The organism is Gracilibacillus massiliensis, from assembly GCF_001458115.1.
GTDB classification, from domain to species: domain Bacteria; phylum Bacillota; class Bacilli; order Bacillales; family Amphibacillaceae; genus Gracilibacillus; species Gracilibacillus massiliensis.
The window spans coordinates 553,129-570,996 of record NZ_CZRP01000011.1 but is presented as its reverse complement, the minus strand read 5'-3'; the positions used below and the strand labels follow the sequence as shown (position 1 = coordinate 570,996).

The 17,868-nt window shown below is 37.9% G+C and carries 16 protein-coding genes and 1 tRNA gene; 2 read left to right on the top strand and 15 right to left on the bottom strand.

What is annotated here, in order from left to right; translation table 11 throughout:
* Positions 1-224: 224 nt before the first annotated feature.
* Positions 225-297, bottom strand: a tRNA-Arg gene (locus tag BN3107_RS06250).
* Between the two features lie 329 nt (positions 298-626).
* Between BN3107_RS06250 and clpP the strand changes: the two genes are divergently transcribed.
* Entirely contained in the window at positions 627-1,223 is a 597-nt protein-coding gene (clpP, locus tag BN3107_RS06245; RefSeq protein WP_058306759.1) for an ATP-dependent Clp endopeptidase proteolytic subunit ClpP, read from the top strand.
* A 39-nt stretch (positions 1,224-1,262) separates the two neighbouring features.
* Here clpP and BN3107_RS06240 read toward each other — a convergent pair whose 3' ends face one another.
* From BN3107_RS06240 to BN3107_RS06215, 6 genes are all read right to left on the bottom strand, one after another.
* The gene (locus tag BN3107_RS06240; protein WP_058306758.1) at positions 1,263-1,520 is read right to left on the bottom strand and encodes an HPr family phosphocarrier protein; all 258 of its coding nucleotides are present in this window, start codon (positions 1,518-1,520) and stop codon (positions 1,263-1,265) included.
* 116 nt (positions 1,521-1,636) lie between these two features.
* On the bottom strand, positions 1,637-2,584 hold the full coding sequence (gene whiA, locus BN3107_RS06235) for a DNA-binding protein WhiA (RefSeq protein ID WP_058306757.1): 948 nt from the start codon (positions 2,582-2,584) through the stop codon (positions 1,637-1,639).
* Positions 2,585-2,622: 38 nt separating this feature from the next.
* Positions 2,623-3,576 (bottom strand): gluconeogenesis factor YvcK family protein, encoded by a 954-nt coding sequence (locus BN3107_RS06230; protein WP_058306756.1) that lies wholly within the window; start codon positions 3,574-3,576, stop codon positions 2,623-2,625.
* Between the two features lie 4 nt (positions 3,577-3,580).
* Complete coding sequence (gene rapZ / locus BN3107_RS06225; RefSeq protein WP_058306755.1) at positions 3,581-4,462, bottom strand: RNase adapter RapZ; 882 nt, start codon at positions 4,460-4,462, stop codon at positions 3,581-3,583.
* 249 nt (positions 4,463-4,711) lie between these two features.
* Positions 4,712-5,662, bottom strand: coding sequence for a thioredoxin-disulfide reductase (trxB, locus tag BN3107_RS06220; RefSeq protein ID WP_058306754.1), 951 nt, complete (start codon positions 5,660-5,662; stop codon positions 4,712-4,714).
* 70 nt (positions 5,663-5,732) lie between these two features.
* Entirely contained in the window at positions 5,733-6,737 is a 1,005-nt protein-coding gene (locus tag BN3107_RS06215; protein WP_231735261.1) for a tetratricopeptide repeat protein, read from the bottom strand.
* Positions 6,738-6,881: 144 nt separating this feature from the next.
* Here BN3107_RS06215 and BN3107_RS06210 point away from each other — a divergent pair, with 144 nt between their 5' ends.
* On the top strand, positions 6,882-7,793 hold the full coding sequence (locus BN3107_RS06210; protein ID WP_058306752.1) for a ketopantoate reductase family protein: 912 nt from the start codon (positions 6,882-6,884) through the stop codon (positions 7,791-7,793).
* A 351-nt stretch (positions 7,794-8,144) separates the two neighbouring features.
* On the opposite strand, the gene BN3107_RS06205 is transcribed toward BN3107_RS06210, so the two are convergent.
* The 8 genes from BN3107_RS06205 to uvrA all read right to left on the bottom strand — a co-directional run bounded on the left by BN3107_RS06205 (position 8,145) and on the right by uvrA (position 17,863).
* Positions 8,145-8,675, bottom strand: coding sequence for an acyltransferase (locus BN3107_RS06205; RefSeq protein WP_058306751.1), 531 nt, complete (start codon positions 8,673-8,675; stop codon positions 8,145-8,147).
* Between the two features lies 1 nt (position 8,676).
* Positions 8,677-9,318, bottom strand: coding sequence for a pyrophosphatase PpaX (ppaX, locus tag BN3107_RS06200; RefSeq protein WP_058306750.1), 642 nt, complete (start codon positions 9,316-9,318; stop codon positions 8,677-8,679).
* 65 nt (positions 9,319-9,383) lie between these two features.
* Positions 9,384-10,229 carry a prolipoprotein diacylglyceryl transferase gene (gene lgt / locus BN3107_RS06195; protein ID WP_058306749.1) on the bottom strand — a complete coding sequence of 282 codons (846 nt, stop codon included), beginning with the start codon at positions 10,227-10,229 and terminating at the stop codon, positions 9,384-9,386.
* 23 nt (positions 10,230-10,252) lie between these two features.
* Complete coding sequence (gene hprK / locus BN3107_RS06190) at positions 10,253-11,215, bottom strand: HPr(Ser) kinase/phosphatase (RefSeq protein WP_058306748.1); 963 nt, start codon at positions 11,213-11,215, stop codon at positions 10,253-10,255.
* A 1,632-nt stretch (positions 11,216-12,847) separates the two neighbouring features.
* Positions 12,848-13,189: a phage holin family protein gene (locus tag BN3107_RS06185; protein ID WP_058306747.1), complete on the bottom strand. Its 342-nt coding sequence runs from the start codon at positions 13,187-13,189 to the stop codon at positions 12,848-12,850.
* Between the two features lie 104 nt (positions 13,190-13,293).
* Positions 13,294-13,950 carry a bacillithiol biosynthesis deacetylase BshB2 gene (gene bshB2, locus BN3107_RS06180; RefSeq protein ID WP_058306746.1) on the bottom strand — a complete coding sequence of 219 codons (657 nt, stop codon included), beginning with the start codon at positions 13,948-13,950 and terminating at the stop codon, positions 13,294-13,296.
* A gap of 18 nt (positions 13,951-13,968) precedes the next feature.
* Entirely contained in the window at positions 13,969-14,322 is a 354-nt protein-coding gene (locus tag BN3107_RS06175) for a YojF family protein (protein ID WP_058306745.1), read from the bottom strand.
* A 685-nt stretch (positions 14,323-15,007) separates the two neighbouring features.
* Positions 15,008-17,863, bottom strand: a complete 2,856-nt coding sequence (uvrA, locus tag BN3107_RS06165) for an excinuclease ABC subunit UvrA (RefSeq protein WP_058306743.1) — start codon at positions 17,861-17,863, stop codon at positions 15,008-15,010.
* Positions 17,864-17,868 lie beyond the last annotated feature (5 nt).

The window sequence follows — 17,868 nt, the reverse complement described above, 5'->3', positions numbered from 1 at the left end:
ATTGCCCTTCTGCAACATTGTAAAGGGGCAATTTGTTTTTTGAAATTCTGCCTCTTTTGTTTTTACTTTATATTAATAGTTCATACAATAAACATAGAGCTTTTAACAAACTATCACAATTATGTATATCTATAAACCGTTTCTATAATAATTATCCACATCAAAGACAAACTGTTTGCTAAATTGCTTATAAATCCTCTTACCTTTGTTATACAGGAGTTTAACGCGCCCGGAGGGATTTGAACCCCCGACTCATGGTACCGGAAACCATTGCTCTATCCCCTGAGCTACGGGCGCATGTCAATTATATTATATCGAATATATTATATAATTTCAATAAATCTAAATAGAAATTGAAGTAATACTATATAAACTCTCCCTAAATAGTTTATAGTCAACTTTAATCGACCACACTTTTTAGCATACAATGGAAAATATATTATTAATTACACCTTTTTTGTATAACTAAGATATTTATCTAGCCTCGTTTGTTTAAGCAGCAGCGGTTTGGGGTAGTATGAGTATAGAAAATCAAATCTTTTGACCTTTTTTGACCATTGGGTTAAGATGTACATAGTTAGAAAAATACTAACGAAAAAGCAAGTGTTTAAAGGAGGAATTGTTTTATGAATTTAATCCCAACAGTTATTGAACAAACAAACAGAGGCGAACGTGCATATGACATTTATTCTCGCCTATTAAAAGACAGAATTATTATGTTAGGAAGCGGTATTGATGATAATGTATCCAACAGTATCGTAGCACAACTGCTTTTCTTAGCAGCAGAAGATCCAGATAAAGATATTTCGTTATACATTAACTCACCAGGTGGTTCCATCACTGCAGGTATGGCGATCTATGATACGATGCAGTTCATCAAACCAAATGTTTCCACAATCTGTATTGGTATGGCTGCATCTATGGGCGCGTTCTTACTTGCAGCAGGCGAACCAGGAAAACGGTTTGCACTACCTAACAGTGAAGTAATGATTCACCAACCACTAGGTGGTACACAAGGTCAAGCATCAGATATTCAAATCCATGCCAACCGAATTATTGAAATGCGCAAAAAATTAAATCAAATTCTTGCTGATCGTACCGGTCAACCGATTGAAGTTGTGGAAAAAGATACAGATCGTGATAACTTCATGACGGCAGAAAAAGCAAAAGATTACGGTTTAATTGATAAAGTAATGGAAAAGAAACCATCTGACCTAAATTAAACAGGAAAAAAGTGGCGAACTCAATATTCGCCACTTTTTTTATTTTTTTCCTTCTACAAATTCTACTAACTCTTTCAATGCCTCTTGGTCGTCTGAACCATCCACTATAATTTTTATTTGATTTCCTTTTGATAAGGCAAGACTCATCAATCCCATGATACTTTTGGCATTAATTCGTTTTGAATCTTTTTCAATAAAAATTTCTGATGAGTAGCTATTCGCCTTCTGAACAAATTGTGCTGCAGGTCTCGCTTGTAATCCTGGTTCTATTGATATTACAACCTCTTTCTCTAACATGATATTCCCCTCCTGTTTAATAAACGCCATTTAGTAAGCGTTATCATTTTATTCTACTATTTAATAGCTCGTCTTATTCATTTTTAATGAAGCGGGGAGTGAATCCCCGCTTTTGCTTAATTTACTGGTAACCCTTCATTGCGTAACTGTTCTGCAAATTGGTCAATTTTTTTCAAACGATGATTAATACCAGATTTACTGATCTTCCCGCCAGAGACCATTTCACCTAACTCTTTTAAGGAAACATCTTGATGTTCCATGCGCAGTTTGGCAATCTCTTGCAATTTATCAGGTAATGCCTCCAGACCAACTGTTTTGTCAATAAATCGAATATTTTCTAGTTGTCTAAAAGCAGCCCCGATCGTTTTATTAAGGTTAGCCGTCTCACAATTCACCAAACGATTAACGGAGTTTCTCATATCTCTGACAATTCTTACATCTTCAAACTTAAATAAGGCTTGATGTGCACCGATATAGTTTAATAACTCAGTAATTTTTTCTGCTTCTTTGATATAGGTGATGAAGCCTTTTTTTCGTTCCAGGATTCGCGCATGTAAACCATATTCATTCAATAAATCACAGAGCGACTGATTGTGCTCTTCGTGAAAATTATATATTTCTAAATGATAGGAAGAAGTCTCTGGATTATTCACAGAACCACCAGCTAAAAAGGCGCCTCGTAAATAAGCTCGGCGACAGCACTCTTTTTTCGTATATTTAGTTGAGATCGTTCGAATGAATTGTAACGGTTCAACAAGTATTTCCATGTCTTGCAACATTTCTTTTACACCCTTACTCATTCGTACAATGTAGACATTATTTTTCTTTAATTTCATTTTTTTCCTTACGAGTAACTCTACCGGAATAGCATACCTCGCTTTAATCAGCGTATAGATTCGGCGCGCAATAGCCGCATTTTCTGTTTGAACATCTAACGAGTAATGACTTTTTGAAAAAGAAATTGCCCCATTCATCCGAATTAATGCTGCCAATTCTGCTTGTTGGCAACAATCATCACTCTCGATTTTCGTTAACTCTTTTTTTATATCTGCAGCAAATGACAACTTTCTCCCTCCCGTCTCACCTTATAAGGAGTCTTTTACTATATTAAGGAACATAATACCTTAGCTACCTTATCTGTGTCATGACGTAATGAATGATTACGTTCTTTTACGATATCTTCTTCAATAATTTCTAATCCCATACTTCTTAGTTTATCCAAATCATAGCGAACAGGTTCCGCATTTTCTTCCGCATAGACCATTTGCACGTCTCGGTCAATCGTTCTGTTGTGCATAACAACTGCTTGAATGCACCCTGTTCCAATATGATCTGCAATAGCCTGTACATGATCGGATGCACTGTAATGACTTGTTTCACCTGCTTGTGTCATCACATTACAGACATATACTACTTTTGCAGTTGTTTCTCGTAAGGCTTCACCAATTTGGGGAACAATCAAATTAGGAAGTGTACTGGTGTACAAGCTTCCAGGTGCAATTACCACAAGATCAGCATCATGGATTGCTTCTACAGCTTCTGGTAAAGGAAGTACTGGATTTGGCTTTAGAAATACCCGTTTAATACGCTTGTTTGCTTTAGGAATATTCGACTCGCCGGTCACAATGTCACCATCTTCATACTCGGCATGTAAAAACATATTTTGATTTGCGATCGGATAGATATTCCCTTTGACATTTAATACACGTGAGATTTCTTTTATTCCTGTGTAAAAATCACCTGTTACAGAGGTCATAGCAGCTAATAAAAGATTTCCCATTGAATGACCTGAAAGACCATTCCCTTTGGTAAAACGATGTTGAAATAACTCCATTAACATTGGCTCTACATCAGACAATGCTGCAATCACGTTCCTGATGTCACCTGGTGCTGGCATTTCCATCTCAGATCGCAGACGACCAGAACTGCCCCCATCATCGGCTACTGTGACAATTGCTGATAAATCGATGGGATGTTGCTTTAAACCACGCAGTAAAACAGGCATGCCTGTTCCACCACCAATCACAACTATTTTTTTTAGAGCGGTTTGTGCCATGTAATTATCCCTTTCGCTTCTCTATATCACGATGACTGACATGTGTGACATAATTTTTTTGAAAATGTTTTGCTAGATGCTCAGCAATTGCTACAGACCGGTGTTGACCACCTGTACAACCAATCGCAATCACTAACTGTGTTTTTCCTTCTCGTTTATATTGAGGAAGCATAAATTGTAAGAGATCGGTCACTTTTTCTAAAAATTTCTGTGTATCTGACCATCTAAAAACGTAAGATGATACTTCTGTATTTAAGCCTGTTAATGGCTGCAATTGCTCGACATAATGTGGGTTTGGCAAAAATCGCACATCAAATACTAAGTCTGCATCAATCGGCAAACCGTATTTAAAACCAAAGGAAAGCGCATGAACGGAGAAAATTTCTTGATCTTTTTGACTATATCTTTGGACAATTTCTTCCCGTAATTCCTTTGGCTTTAGCTTAGATGTATCAATAAAATGCTGCGAACGTCCTCTTAATTCATCTAAAATCTTTCGCTCGGCATGAATACCTTCTAATGGCAAGCCATCTTGTGCTAAAGGATGGGAACGTCTTGTTTCTTTATACCGTGATACTAACACGTGATCACTTGCGTCTAAAAACAGAATATGTTCTTCGAGCCATTCTTCTTGTCCAAGTGTATCTAATGCTTCAAATAATGTATCAAAAAACTCACGGCCTCTCAAATCCATTACGAGCGCGACTTTTTGAATATTATTTGTTGCATCTTTCATTAATTCGAGGAATTTTGGCAACAGTGCAGGAGGAAGATTATCTACACAATAATAACCAAGATCTTCAAAACTTTGTACAGCAACGGTTTTACCTGCACCGGACATCCCTGTAATAATCACTAATTTCGTTTCTTCAGATTGTCTCCCCATCTCTCATCCACTCCTCTCTCTTACATTTATAGGTAACGATTCTTTTTTTTTATTCTACTTCTATTATACACGGAGTGAATCAGCTCTACCACAAAAAAAATTGGCATAGGTATGAGAACCTATGCCGTCAAGTTATATTTATTAAAAAGGGGGTCAATTAGTTAACTACATTGTATCGCATTTATATTTCGTCCGTGTTACAGCCACGTTAATTTCTATTTACGTGTATATGTCGAAATGATTACAGGACTAGCTTGGCGTATTAACAGCCTCATCTAAATTCTCAATATACGCTTGAGCGGCCTGTGCTGCAATACTTCCATCACCTGTTGCCGTAACAATTTGACGTAATTCTTTTTCGCGAATATCCCCAGCAGCAAATACACCTGGTACGCTTGTTTCCATTTTCTCATTTGTTGGAATATAACCTTCCTCATTAGTAATACCTAATGACTTGAAAGGTTCACTTAATGGCACCATGCCGATATAAATGAAAGTACCATCTATCGCACGATCATATTCTTCACCTGAGTTTTTGTCATAGAGGGTAACACTTCCGACCTTACCATCTTTTTCATTAATCGATTTAACAATCGTATCCCAAATGAAATCAATTTTATCATTTTTAAAGGCACGATCTTGTAGTATTTTTTGAGCGCGTAGTTGATCACGACGGTGAACAATCGTCACTTTCTCAGCAAATTTCGTTAAATATACGCCCTCTTCAACCGCAGAGTCTCCGCCTCCAACAACGATTAATTCTTTTCCTTTAAAGAATGCACCATCACAAACCGCACAATAAGACACACCACGACCGCCTAGTTCTTCTTCACCTGGCACTCCAATCTTCTTATATTGTGCACCAGTTGTAATAATAAGTGCTTTCGTTTTATATTCTTTAGATCCTGCGACTACTGTTTTATAATCGCCATGATCAATTACTTCTTTAATATCACCATATGCATATTCTGCACCAAATTTTTTAGAGTGATCAAACATTTTCGTCGATAAGTCTGGACCTAATATATGGTCATATCCAGGATAATTTTCGACATCTTCGGTGTTAGCCATTTGGCCACCTGGTATTCCTCTTTCAAGCATCAATGTATCTAAATTTGCACGTGATGTGTAAACAGCAGCTGTTAAACCAGCTGGACCAGCACCTGCAATAATAACGTCATAGATTTTTTCCTCAGTCATTATCGTCATCCTTTCATCTTTAACTTATTACTATTATCTTATGCTTATAAAAAAACGTCTAATATTCTGCTCATTTACCTTTTTCCCATGCTGGTAACTGTTGAGAAAGAATGTTGTGTTGTTTGCAACCCTCTTTCCAGAGACGAATCGCTGCATCTTCCATTCCTAAGTAGTATTGACATGTACTATACCATCTATAATATGAAGGATGACCCTTTAGTTTAGATTTATGCAGCATTTTAAATCGATCTAATGCTTGCTGATATAAGCCAATCTGAGCAAAAGTTACAGCGATCCGTAATTTTTGTTGTTCATGGATCGGATATATATTTTCAAGCATTGCCGTAAAGTAATCTCGTTTTTCCTCGTCATTTTCATGAGAATAAAAAATCGCCAAATTCATACAACTGAACAAAGCATCTGGATGCTCTTTTAAATACTGTTCTTCCATAGCAATCGCCTCATCTTTTTCTCCAACAAAAAATAACGCATAATGGTATTCATGTCTTGCTTGTGAAAATTCTGGGAACAATGTAATCATTTCTTCCAAGACCGCGATCGCTTCCTCCCACTCTTCACGCTCTAAGTGATAAAAAGCAGTTTCTTGGTAGATGATGAGATCGTCTTCTTCCTCAAAGGTCCAATCATCGTCGTCTTCCTCTTCTTCACTAAAATCCAATAATTCTAATAACGTTTTAGCTTCTTCTTGGAAATCACCATCTGGTTCTTTTTCCAAATAGATTTGGGCATATTTTGTTGCGTCTTCCAATAAACCCAAATGTGCATAGTTATTTGCAATTAAATAATAGCAGTCCATGTATTCTTCACCATGTTCTGATAATACCTTAGTCAACAATTGATTCGCTAAATGATAGGAACCTATTTCTGTATAGACAATCGATGCTTGACATTGATACAATGGATTTTCAGGCTTTTCCGATAGCGCTTTTTGAAACCACTTCAAGGAGAGGTCAAATTTCTTTTTTTGATAGGCTTCTACACCTTTTGAAAAATAAAAATCCCCTTCAGGAATGAAAGGTATGATGTTTCCTTCTAATTGATTTGGATTTTGCACGTGACTATTTCCCCTCCCATTCATTTTTAACTTATATATTATATCTACTAATTATTTTAAAATCCGATGACTTAAGCATTATAACACATTTTGCTCACAATAAAAGAGTTTATTGTATAATAACTGTAAGAGGAGGAATTTTAGATGAATATTGCAATCATTGGCGCAGGCGCTCTTGGTAGTTATTTTGGAGCAAGATGGATTAAAGCCGGAGCAAATGTGCAATTCATAGTAAGAGAAAAAAGAGCAAATCAATTGAGAGAACATGGTTTAAAAATCGAAAGTGTGCTTGGTAATGATGTCATTGACAATCCAGACATCGTAACAGATCCAAGTAAAGCACGAGTTGCCGATATCATTGTTATAGCTGTAAAAGGCTATCATGTAGACGGCATTTTAGACACGATTACTAAGATGATGAACAAGCATACGTTTATTCTGCCTATAATGAATGGCGTTCGTCATTACTCTGATTTAGTTGATCATTTTGGAAAAGAGAACGTATTAGGCGGTTTGGCGAATATTATTGCAACATTGGACAGTAATGGGCACGTGGTACATACAAGCAAAATTCATGAGCTTCGTTTCGGTGCATTACAAGACAACCAACAACAGATATGCGATAAACTAGCCGTTTTATCAGAAGATGCTAATATGGCTAGTACCTATAGTCAGGATATATTAACAGATATTTGGTATAAGTATATGTTTATTACTGCTTTTTCGGGAATAACCACCGTAAGTGACCTTGAAATTGGTCCTATTCTCAAGCAGGACGAAACAAAGACGATCATAGATCATTTGTTAAAAGAGATGCAAATGATTGCCAAACATGAAGGTGTAGTACTTTGGGATCAACATTTAGAAAAGGCCTGGAAAATATTGACTAACCTACCAGCTGACGCTACTTCTTCGATGCATCAGGATTATCGCAAAGGATTAAATCTCGAAGTCGATCACCTGCAAGGAGCTGCAATAACGTTAGCGAAAAAGTATCAATTGGATGTGCCATATTTAGAAACGATATATGGAATTATCAAAGTTAAAACCAGCTAAAAACAGTTTACACAACTTCAAAGTAGATACAAACCCGAAGTAATGATAATTTTGTAAGTTTGTTAACGCGGATAAGTTACTTATGATCTTCTTCACAGGAATTAGTCTTTTCTTCACGGGAAAAGTGCTACTGTAGACGGGAATTATACTGCTCTTCACGGGAATTATCGTTTATTCCCGTGAAGAAGCAAACAATTCCCGTCTACAGAAAGGCATTTCCCGTGAAGAAATTGACAATTCCCGTTAACACCACATGAATTCCCGTGAAGAGACTCTACAATCTGGTACTTCGCGGTTTAGTTAAAAACAGGAATATACGATCGCGTTGGTGGCGATGTATATTCCTGTTTTTTAACTCTCGGATAAGAAGGTGTCATTTTTTATTCGCTCTTGCATTTGTTCTTTGGTATAAATCACTCGCATTGGGTTACCTGCTACAAATGTTCCGGCTTCTACATCCTTATGTACCACCGTACCCGCTGCAACAACCGCTTGATCGCCAATCGTCACTCCAGGCAAAATCGTGCTATTTGCACCAACCATCACTTCATCTCCTATAATCACGTCGCCTAATCGGTACTCTTTGATTAAGTATTCATGCGCTAGAATTGTGGTGTTATAGCCGATCACCGTGTTTTTTCCGACATGAATCTTCTCAGGGAACATGATATCCAGCATAACCATCAGTGCAAATGCGGTTTCTTGGCCGACTTCCATCTTTAAAAAGCTACGATACATGCGATTTTTTAAATTTAAAAAAGGTGTGTATCTGGCTAATTGTATTATAATAAAATTTCTAACGACCTTCCAAAAAGGCACCGTTTTATAGATATGCCATAAACTGTTCGCACCTTCAACGCGATAACGTTTCGTTCTACGCATCTTATTCCACTCCAACGATTTTTAATAGATCACTCATTTCCTCTAACATATAATCCGGATCATGGTCTTCTAAAATTTTTCTACCTTTAATCGTCCAAGCTACACCTGCTGTTTGCACACCGGCATTATGTCCCGCTTCAATGTCATGATAATTATCACCAACCATCAATGTTGTCATTGGATTGGCGTTTAGCTCATCAATCGCTTTTAGAATAGGCTCAGGGTGTGGTTTCGCATTTTCAACATCATCTAGACCAATCAGTACATCAAATAACTGATCCATTCCCGTAATTTTCAGACCTAATTTAGCTGTATCTGATAGTTTTGTTGTGACAATACCTAATTGAAATCCTGCTTCTTTCAATGTCTTGATGGTATCCACCACGGTGGGATAGGCCTCGACATATTTTTCGTGATTCGCATAATTATGCTCTCGATAGGTTGCCATCATTTCTTCTACTTTTTCTGCGTTGACTTTTTTCAAACTGTCTATTAATGGTGGACCAATAAAATCAAGTATTTCTTCTCTTGTATAGGGGCGATTTCCATACTTTTCTACTGTGTGTGTAAAAGAAGCGATAATCAATTCATTGGTATCAATCAATGTTCCATCTAAATCAAATAATAGTGTTTCCATTTTCACATTCATTACCTCCAAGTTACATTACGAGAAACGAGCTTTTGCTTATAAGCAAAAGCTCTTATTCTTTATTTTTTCTTATGTTGTCTAATTTTTTTACCTTGATACGTATGTGTAGCTAATCCTTTTTTACGACGATACACCATCACAATTATAGCACCCACAACAAGCAAGATTGATATAATCTGCGCTGTTCTCAATTCGCCAACAATATAAAGGCTATCGGTTCTCATTCCTTCTATAAAATAGCGACCAATCGAGTACCATATTACATAGGTTAAGAACATTTCGCCGCGACGAAGTGGGTATTTGCGCAATACTAATAATAAAATAAATCCTGCAATATTCCAAATCGATTCATACAAAAAGGTAGGGTGATACATCGTGCCTTCAATACACATCTGATTCATAATAAAATCTGGTAAGTATTGATGAAAACTTTCATATGTAGATTGTGAGATCGGTCCGCCGTGTGCTTCTTGATTCATAAAGTTACCCCAGCGACCAATTGCTTGTCCTAAAATTATGCTTGGCGCTAAAATATCGGCAATTTGCCAGAAAGATAACTTTTTTACTCTGGTAAACACAATAGCTGTAATAACAGAACCGATTAACGCACCGTGAATCGCAATCCCGCCTTCCCAAACCGCGAAGACTTTCCACCATGGTTCACCAACATAGCGATCCCATTCAAAGACAACGTAATAAATTCGTGCTGACAAGATAGCAATTGGGATAGCAAATACTACTAGATCAACAATATAGTCCTTCTTTACACCTAATCGATCCGCTTCCTTGGTTCCAACCCAAAGTGCTAAAAAGGCACCTGTCGCAATAATGACGCCATACCAATAAATAGATAAAGGGCCAAGTTGCAGAAATACAGGATCAAGTGCAGGAGCTTCACATGCCAAATTCAATCTCCTCCGTTCTACTTTTAATCCATATCTAAGTCTGTTTCAAATTCTGACTCTTCGTGTTCGCCATTTTGTATCATCTTTGATAGTCGTTGTGAGAATTCTTCTGCTGCATTGACACCCATTCGCTTTAAACGGAAATTCATCGCAGCCACTTCTATAATAACAGCTAGGTTACGACCAGGTCGAACAGGAAGCGTTGCTTTCGGTATTTTTACGTCGATTATTTTCATTGTCTCTTCTTCTAAGCCTAGACGATCATACTGTTTCTTCTGATCCCACGTCTCCAAATTGATCACAAGTGATATACGTTTATGGGAACGAACTGATCCAGCACCAAACAATGTCATCACATTAATAATACCTAGACCACGAATTTCTAATAAGTGTTCAATCAATGGAGGTGACGATCCGATCAGTCGATCATAATCTTCTTGGCGAATCTCCACACTGTCATCTGCAACAAGACGGTGACCTCTTTTCACTAATTCTAAGGCTGTCTCACTTTTACCTACACCACTTTGCCCTGTTATCAGCACACCGATACCATAGATATCAACTAATACACCATGAACAGCAGTAAAAGGTGCAAATTTTGCTTCAAGGAAATTGGTAATACGGCTTATTACTCGTGTTGTTTTATACGGAGAACGCATCAATGGAACACCTGACATCTCACATGCTTCAACAAGTTCTTCAGGTACTTCCATATCTCTTGTTACGACAATTCCCGGGGTAATATCTGTACAAAGTCGATAGGAACGATCTTGTTTTTCCTCTTTGGTTAACTCAGAGAAATACGATAATTCTGTTTTGCCTAACAGTTGCAATCGATCTTTAGGATAATATTTAAAATAACCAGTGAGTTCAATACCTGGTCGCGATACTTCACTCATAAAAATTTCTCGATGCACACCTTCTGAACCTGCAATCAATTCGATTTTAAAACGATCCAACAAATCTTGTGTACGCACTTTTGCCATTACTTAGCCCCCTATTCACATCACGTCTTTTTATCTTCATGATGTAACTATTGTAGCACTTTTTTTAAAAGATAGTACAGATTTGTCCAAAAAAATCATCACTTTATGCTATTTTTAATGGAACAGAGGGTAGGACATAAATATTGTGAACAGTGCAATATCGATTATTTCGCAATAGAAGGAAACTGTATCATAATTTTGGTGGTAATTTTGAAATGATGTGTGTGCTTAGAAATCGCTACGGCTTGTCCGCTTCTTTTTCCACGGGTTTTTCTCCTCAGCTAACTTTGGTAAGCAAAGATCGCTTACCAGAGTGGATCTTCGGATAAAAACATCCCGTAGGAGTAGAAGCGGACGCCTGCGCTAATTTGATATTCTACAACGCTGGAATGAGGTAGCATTATGTCATTTCTCTCATGTGAAAAGTTTGTTGATTGGATTAACAGCTCATAATGTTAGCTGTCACAATAGTTGTAGAGCAAATATATTAGCGCAGGCCGCCCACTATCACTCCTGTGGGATTGTTTTCCCTGAAGATCCACTTTTCAAGCGCTCTGTGCTTGAAGAAGTTAGCTGAAGGGAAAACCCCACGGAAAGGGAAGGTCGGGTAGATGGCAGGCGCGCGCATTCAATAGAACCACGTTTCCTGCAGCCCCCATACGATCCCGGACGGTCGGATTTCCCGAGTCCGGTTCTGACACTGGGTTTCTATCGCTATATAAGCCTTCCTTATGTATCCCAGGTTTAAATGCTGACACGCATGTTCACCCATTGATACATAAGTTTACTTATATGCTAGTCTTATGCCAATCATTCAACAGACTCTGTGTTCTGTTTATTCTTTGACACGGACGCCCAGTCGCCCAGAGGTCCTTCGCTCTACTCTGGTGTTACCTTTGTAGAAGCTTCATTCCATAAGCTTAGAAAGGCATTACCCTTTCCTCTTCGCTACTACGACCTCATGCGTCCATCCTAAATCCTCCTAACCATTTTCGCTTGTCACTTATATGGTTGGTCTTTGCTGGTTGTTGTCATCCCAGCTGGAAGTAGGACTTTCCCGTCGTTATCTCTGAAAATCTCTCTCTAGATGCCAGAACCCCTACTCCGGCTGCTTCTATGGTGCTCTTGACCGTTACTTCCCATAGAACATCGGCCTTCCCCATTGCCCAACCAGGTCGGCGCATCACAGACATCCCTTCAACAGCTTCTGAAGGGCGCTCGATTTCGGAGCTGCAGTATTCGTTAAAGCCTTCTAGCCTCTAGATTTGCTCGCCACTCTAGCTGTTCCGACCCATACTCTCTCTGCGTAAAGTTGAGCCGCAGTGACTTTTACTTCCAAGCAGAACGTGACTCGTTACCTCACCACGCATTAGATATACTAGTCATCCGAACCGGTCAATTGATGACAGGAGACTTTCACTCCATTAGATTCTCAGCCTTGACGGCTACTCCTGGGCAGCCGGAGCGGATTTTTAGTAAATCAATCATTTCAAAATTACTACTTTGGCTAATAGTTACTCATCTGTTATTGCACAGTATTCTCCTACTACGCATAAAATCCAAACGATTCGGTGGTTAGCCCTTTCGAATCGTTTGGATTTTTAAAATTAAAATATTCGTTTGTCAGAACCACTAGTCTTTGATTATTTTGTTGATGATTAAATTCATGATCGAGAATAGGATGGCTGCAATGATTGCTGTTCCGAAGCCTTCAATTGTAAATTTGTCTCCTAATAACATTTGTGTGAGCCATAGGGTGACAGCGTTTATCACAAATAAAAACAAACCTAACGTTAAAATTGTGACTGGTAATGTCAAGAGGACTAAAATAGGTTTAACGATCACATTTAAAACGGCAAGTATAACAGCAGCAATCAACGCTACAACAAACCCATCAATCATAAACCCTTCAAATAGATAGTCAATCAACATTAATGCTAGAGCATTAAAAACAAGTGATAATATCCAACGCATTTTATTCGACTCCTCTTTTGAGCGCATTCTATTCTATACTCTTCCACAAAATGATAAAGATAAACCTTTGATACATTCTATGTCTAAATATAATTCACCATGTCTCAAAATTTCCAAGTATAGAAAGATTCTACCCCTAACCATTGTTTGGCGGCCTCTTCCAAATCTTCTTCTTCTTGCTTCATTTTTGCTAGCATGCCATCTGCTTGTGATTTATGCGCCATGATTGTTTCGAACTTCTTATGAAAGACAGATTCTACATCTTTTTGGATATCTGGTTCACCGATTTCCTCTACATGGGTTCTACTGATCGCTTGCGCCCAAACAGTTGGACGTTGATCCGCAGAAAATTTCTCCACAGCTCTGATAGCAGCTGCCCCAAAAGCATCGTGATCTGGGTGGACAGCGTGTCCAGGATAATGCGTAATTACCAATGATGGCTTTATTTTATCTAAATACGTAAAAAGGTGGTCCGCAACCTCTTCGGTCGACTCAAATTCTAAGGTTTTGTCACGATACCCTAACATTTCTAATTGAACATCCATCACTTCACATGCTTTGATCAATTCAGCTTTTCTGATTTCCGGCAATGTTTCTCTTGTCGCAAAAGTTGGATTGCCCATATTACGGCCCATCTCACCTAATGTTCCGCATAAATATGTAACCGGAATCCCTTGTTCACGGAATGCTGTGATCGTGCCAGATGCTCCAAACGCTTCATCATCTGGATGTGGATAAATTACTACAACATGTTCTGTCACTATAATTCCTCCTTCATATTAATAATTAAATGGTGTTTCACTTATTTGTAAGGCAACCATTAAACGCCCTTCCCGGTCATGGCCCGCCATTAATAGTTTATTATTGTCATCTACTTCATATTGGTTAACACCTTCTGCATAAATCCAGCCAATATCTAACTTAAGACCAACTCGATAAGTTGTGCCAGCACCTACGACTTTCCCGCGTTGATAAGTTACTTTAGCATTTCTGATAAACGCACCAACGTTGTATGCATCTTGGTTAAAGTGACTAGCATATGCTCCATTGGTTGTTTCCAAATGTACATAGACTTCTTTATTGGCATGTTGATCGATCAGTTTTTGCAAATGATTTATTTCAATTGGTTCCATAAGTAAGATGCCTCCTCTTCCTACATTCATATCTATTTTAGCATAGTATAAGCAGAAGTTCTTGTTAGACAGACCGACTTGTAAAGTTTATATACTGTTTTCTATTTGTAATACCATCAACTTTCAATATTAATCAAAAAACGCTCAAAATCGAGCGTTTTTAAAATACTTACCTTTTCTACTTGAAGTCCCTTCATTTTGATTATCTATTCCCACAATTGGGACATGAGGTAAGTTGATCATCATATTCATAGTCGCAATTTGGACATTTGATTGTTTTTGTGTGAAGCTGTCTAGTAAATTCATTATGTAATTGCAATTGATACAAAATCTTTAACTGATTATCATTGATTTGAGATAAAGCAAATAGCAGAGATCCAACAACGACTCCTCCGATTGAACAAATAATGAAACCCAAGAGCGAACCTGAAAACACCCCTGATATGACACTAACTATGATTAAAAACCCACCAATGAAATAAAGTGCCCCACTCATTATTAACCACTCCTTTTTAAATGAATGAATAAGTATCCCACTTCGATAATAGCATAATATTCCAATTACTCCATAAAAAATTGTTTTACACTGTTGAAAAACGTTAACTTTTGTCAAATAAAAAAAGGAGTACAACCTCAACGCGAATTGTACTCCAAAATAGGATAATATTTCTTACTCAAACTTTAATTAACTATTAATCTTAGCTTCCATTCGTTTCTTGTCTCTTTCTAAAATTGGCTTAAGATATCTGCCTGTATGGGACTCTTTAACTTCAGCAACTTGTTCTGGTGTACCTGTCGCAACAATCGTCCCTCCGCCGTCGCCACCTTCTGGACCGAGATCGATAATATAATCAGAGGCTTTGATCACGTCTAAGTTGTGTTCAATGATAATTACGGTATCGCCGTTATCGACTAACCTTTGAATCACAACTAACAATCTGGAAATATCATCAATATGCAACCCAGTCGTTGGCTCGTCTAATATATAGAGTGATTTACCATTGGAACGGCGATGGAGCTCACTTGCTAATTTTACACGCTGGGCTTCCCCACCAGACAATGTTGTGGCAGGTTGTCCAAGTCGAACATACCCCAACCCTACATCATAAACCGTTTCTACTTTTCGTTTAATCTTCGGGATATTTTCAAAGAATTTTAATGCTTCTTCGATCGTCATATCTAATACATCCGCAATATTTTTACCTTTATATTTCACTTCTAAGGTTTCACGGTTGTATCGTTTACCGTCACATACTTCACAAGGTACATAAACGTCAGGTAAAAAGTGCATTTCGATTTTAATAATACCGTCACCGCGACAAGCTTCACAGCGTCCACCCTTGACATTGAAACTAAAACGACCTTTCTTGTAGCCGCGAATTTTCGCTTCATTAGTTTGGGCAAAAACATCACGAATATCATCGAACATTCCCGTATACGTGGCCGGATTCGATCTAGGTGTTCTGCCAATTGGTGATTGATTAATATCGATTACCTTTTCTAGATGTTCGATTCCTTTTATTTCTTTATGCTTACCAGGCTTTTGTTTCGCGCGATGTAGATTAGCTGCCAAACTTTTATGCAAAATTTCATTAATTAAACTACTTTTTCCTGAGCCCGAGACTCCTGTAACTGCCGTATAAATACCGATCGGAATCTTTACATCAACGTTTTTTAAATTGTTTTCTTCTGCACCAATAATTTCAAGATAGCGACCATCATTTTCATGGCGCCTTGCTGGCACTGAAATAAATTTCTCACCTGACAGATATTGTCCGGTTAAAGATTTTTTCTTCTTCTTCACTTGATTCGGTGTACCTTGGGCGATAATTTCACCACCATGTTCTCCAGCACCAGGTCCGATATCAATTAAATAATCGGCCGCAAGCATCGTATCTTCATCATGTTCGACGACAATAAGGGTATTACCTAAGTCGCGCATTCTTTCTAATGTTTGAATCAAACGATCATTATCCCGTTGATGAAGTCCAATTGACGGTTCATCTAACACATATAAAACACCTGTTAGTGCAGAGCCAATTTGAGTTGCTAAACGAATTCGCTGTGCTTCTCCCCCAGACAGAGAACCTGCTGAACGTGATAAGGTTAAATAATCTAAACCTACGTTTTGTAAAAAGCTTAAGCGATCATCTAACTCGCGGACAATCATTGCTGCAATTTGTTTTTCTTTTTCGGATAACGAAAGCGTAGCAAAAAAGTTATTTGCTTCCGTAACTGACATTTCGGTTACTTGGCCAATATGCAGATCGTTCACTTTTATTGCTAGTGCCTCTTCTTTCAAACGATAACCGTTACAACTTGGGCATGCTGTGTTCGCCATATATTTTTCCATCTGTTCACGGATAAAATCGGATGACGTTTCCCGATAACGACGAGCAATATTATTTAGTACTCCTTCAAAGAATATCGAGGTCTCACGCTTCATACCGTATTCATTTTCGTAATTGAATTCGATCTTTTCTTTTCCACTTCCATGCAAAATTTTATCTAATTGCTTTTTGGTTAGCTTCTTAACTGGTACATCCATATCAATCTTGAAATGTTTACATACACTTTTTAATAATTGTGGGTAATACTGTGAACTAATTGGTTCCCATGGCACGATGGCACCTTGATTTAACGTTAACTCCTTATTTGGAATCACAAGGTCGACATCTACTTTTAATTGTGAACCTAAACCATCACAGGTCTGACAAGCTCCCCACGGACTATTAAAAGAGAATAATCTTGGTTCTAATTCATCAATCGAAAATCCACAAATCGGACATGCGTGATTTTCACTAAATAACAATTCTTCATCATCGATAACATCGACAATTACTTTACCATCACCCAGTTTTAAAGCTGTTTCTAATGAATCAGAAAGACGGCCTGCAATGCCTTCTTTCACGACGATTCGATCAATCACTACTTCGATCGAATGTTTTTTGTTTTTATCTAATTGGATATCATCACTAATTTCACGCATCTCATCATCAATACGCAGACGAATATAGCCTTCTTTTTGTAAGTCTTCTAATACTTTAACATGTGTCCCTTTTCGTCCTGACACAACTGGTGCAAGTATTTGTAATTTCGTACGTTCCGGATAAGCAAGGATACGATCCACCATTTGCTCTACCGTTTGAGAAGTAATTTCTTCACCGTGAATCGGACAAATTGGATGACCAATTCTGGCAAAAAGTAAACGCATGTAGTCATAGATTTCCGTTACGGTCCCGACTGTTGATCTTGGATTTCGACTGGTTGTTTTCTGATCAATCGAAATCGCCGGTGATAAACCTTCAATCGAATCAACATCCGGTTTATCCATTTGTCCGAGAAATTGGCGAGCATATGCTGACAATGATTCAACATATCGTCTTTGACCTTCTGCATAAATCGTATCAAAAGCTAAAGATGATTTACCAGACCCAGACAAACCAGTCAGAACGACTAGCTTGTCTTTCGGAATATCGATTGATAGATTTTTTAAATTATGTGCACGAGCACCTTTTATCGAAATGCTTTTTCTAGCCATTAGAT

What these genes read in the sequence shown, in the direction of transcription:
- BN3107_RS06230 (WP_058306756.1), bottom strand. Translation starts at nt 3,576, where the DNA reads ATGGCACAAACCGCTCTAAAAAAAATAGTTGTGATTGGTGGTGGAACA.
- BN3107_RS06240 (WP_058306758.1), bottom strand. Translation starts at nt 1,520, where the DNA reads ATGTTAGAGAAAGAGGTTGTAATATCAATAGAACCAGGATTACAAGCG.
- trxB (WP_058306754.1), bottom strand. Translation starts at nt 5,662, where the DNA reads ATGACTGAGGAAAAAATCTATGACGTTATTATTGCAGGTGCTGGTCCA.
- BN3107_RS06205 (WP_058306751.1), bottom strand. Translation starts at nt 8,675, where the DNA reads ATGCGTAGAACGAAACGTTATCGCGTTGAAGGTGCGAACAGTTTATGG.
- BN3107_RS06185 (WP_058306747.1), bottom strand. Translation starts at nt 13,189, where the DNA reads ATGCGTTGGATATTATCACTTGTTTTTAATGCTCTAGCATTAATGTTG.
- rapZ (WP_058306755.1), bottom strand. Translation starts at nt 4,462, where the DNA reads ATGGGGAGACAATCTGAAGAAACGAAATTAGTGATTATTACAGGGATG.
- BN3107_RS06175 (WP_058306745.1), bottom strand. Translation starts at nt 14,322, where the DNA reads ATGGAACCAATTGAAATAAATCATTTGCAAAAACTGATCGATCAACAT.
- BN3107_RS06210 (WP_058306752.1), top strand. Translation starts at nt 6,882, where the DNA reads ATGAATATTGCAATCATTGGCGCAGGCGCTCTTGGTAGTTATTTTGGA.
- hprK (WP_058306748.1), bottom strand. Translation starts at nt 11,215, where the DNA reads ATGGCAAAAGTGCGTACACAAGATTTGTTGGATCGTTTTAAAATCGAA.
- clpP (WP_058306759.1), top strand. Translation starts at nt 627, where the DNA reads ATGAATTTAATCCCAACAGTTATTGAACAAACAAACAGAGGCGAACGT.
- uvrA (WP_058306743.1), bottom strand. Translation starts at nt 17,863, where the DNA reads ATGGCTAGAAAAAGCATTTCGATAAAAGGTGCTCGTGCACATAATTTA.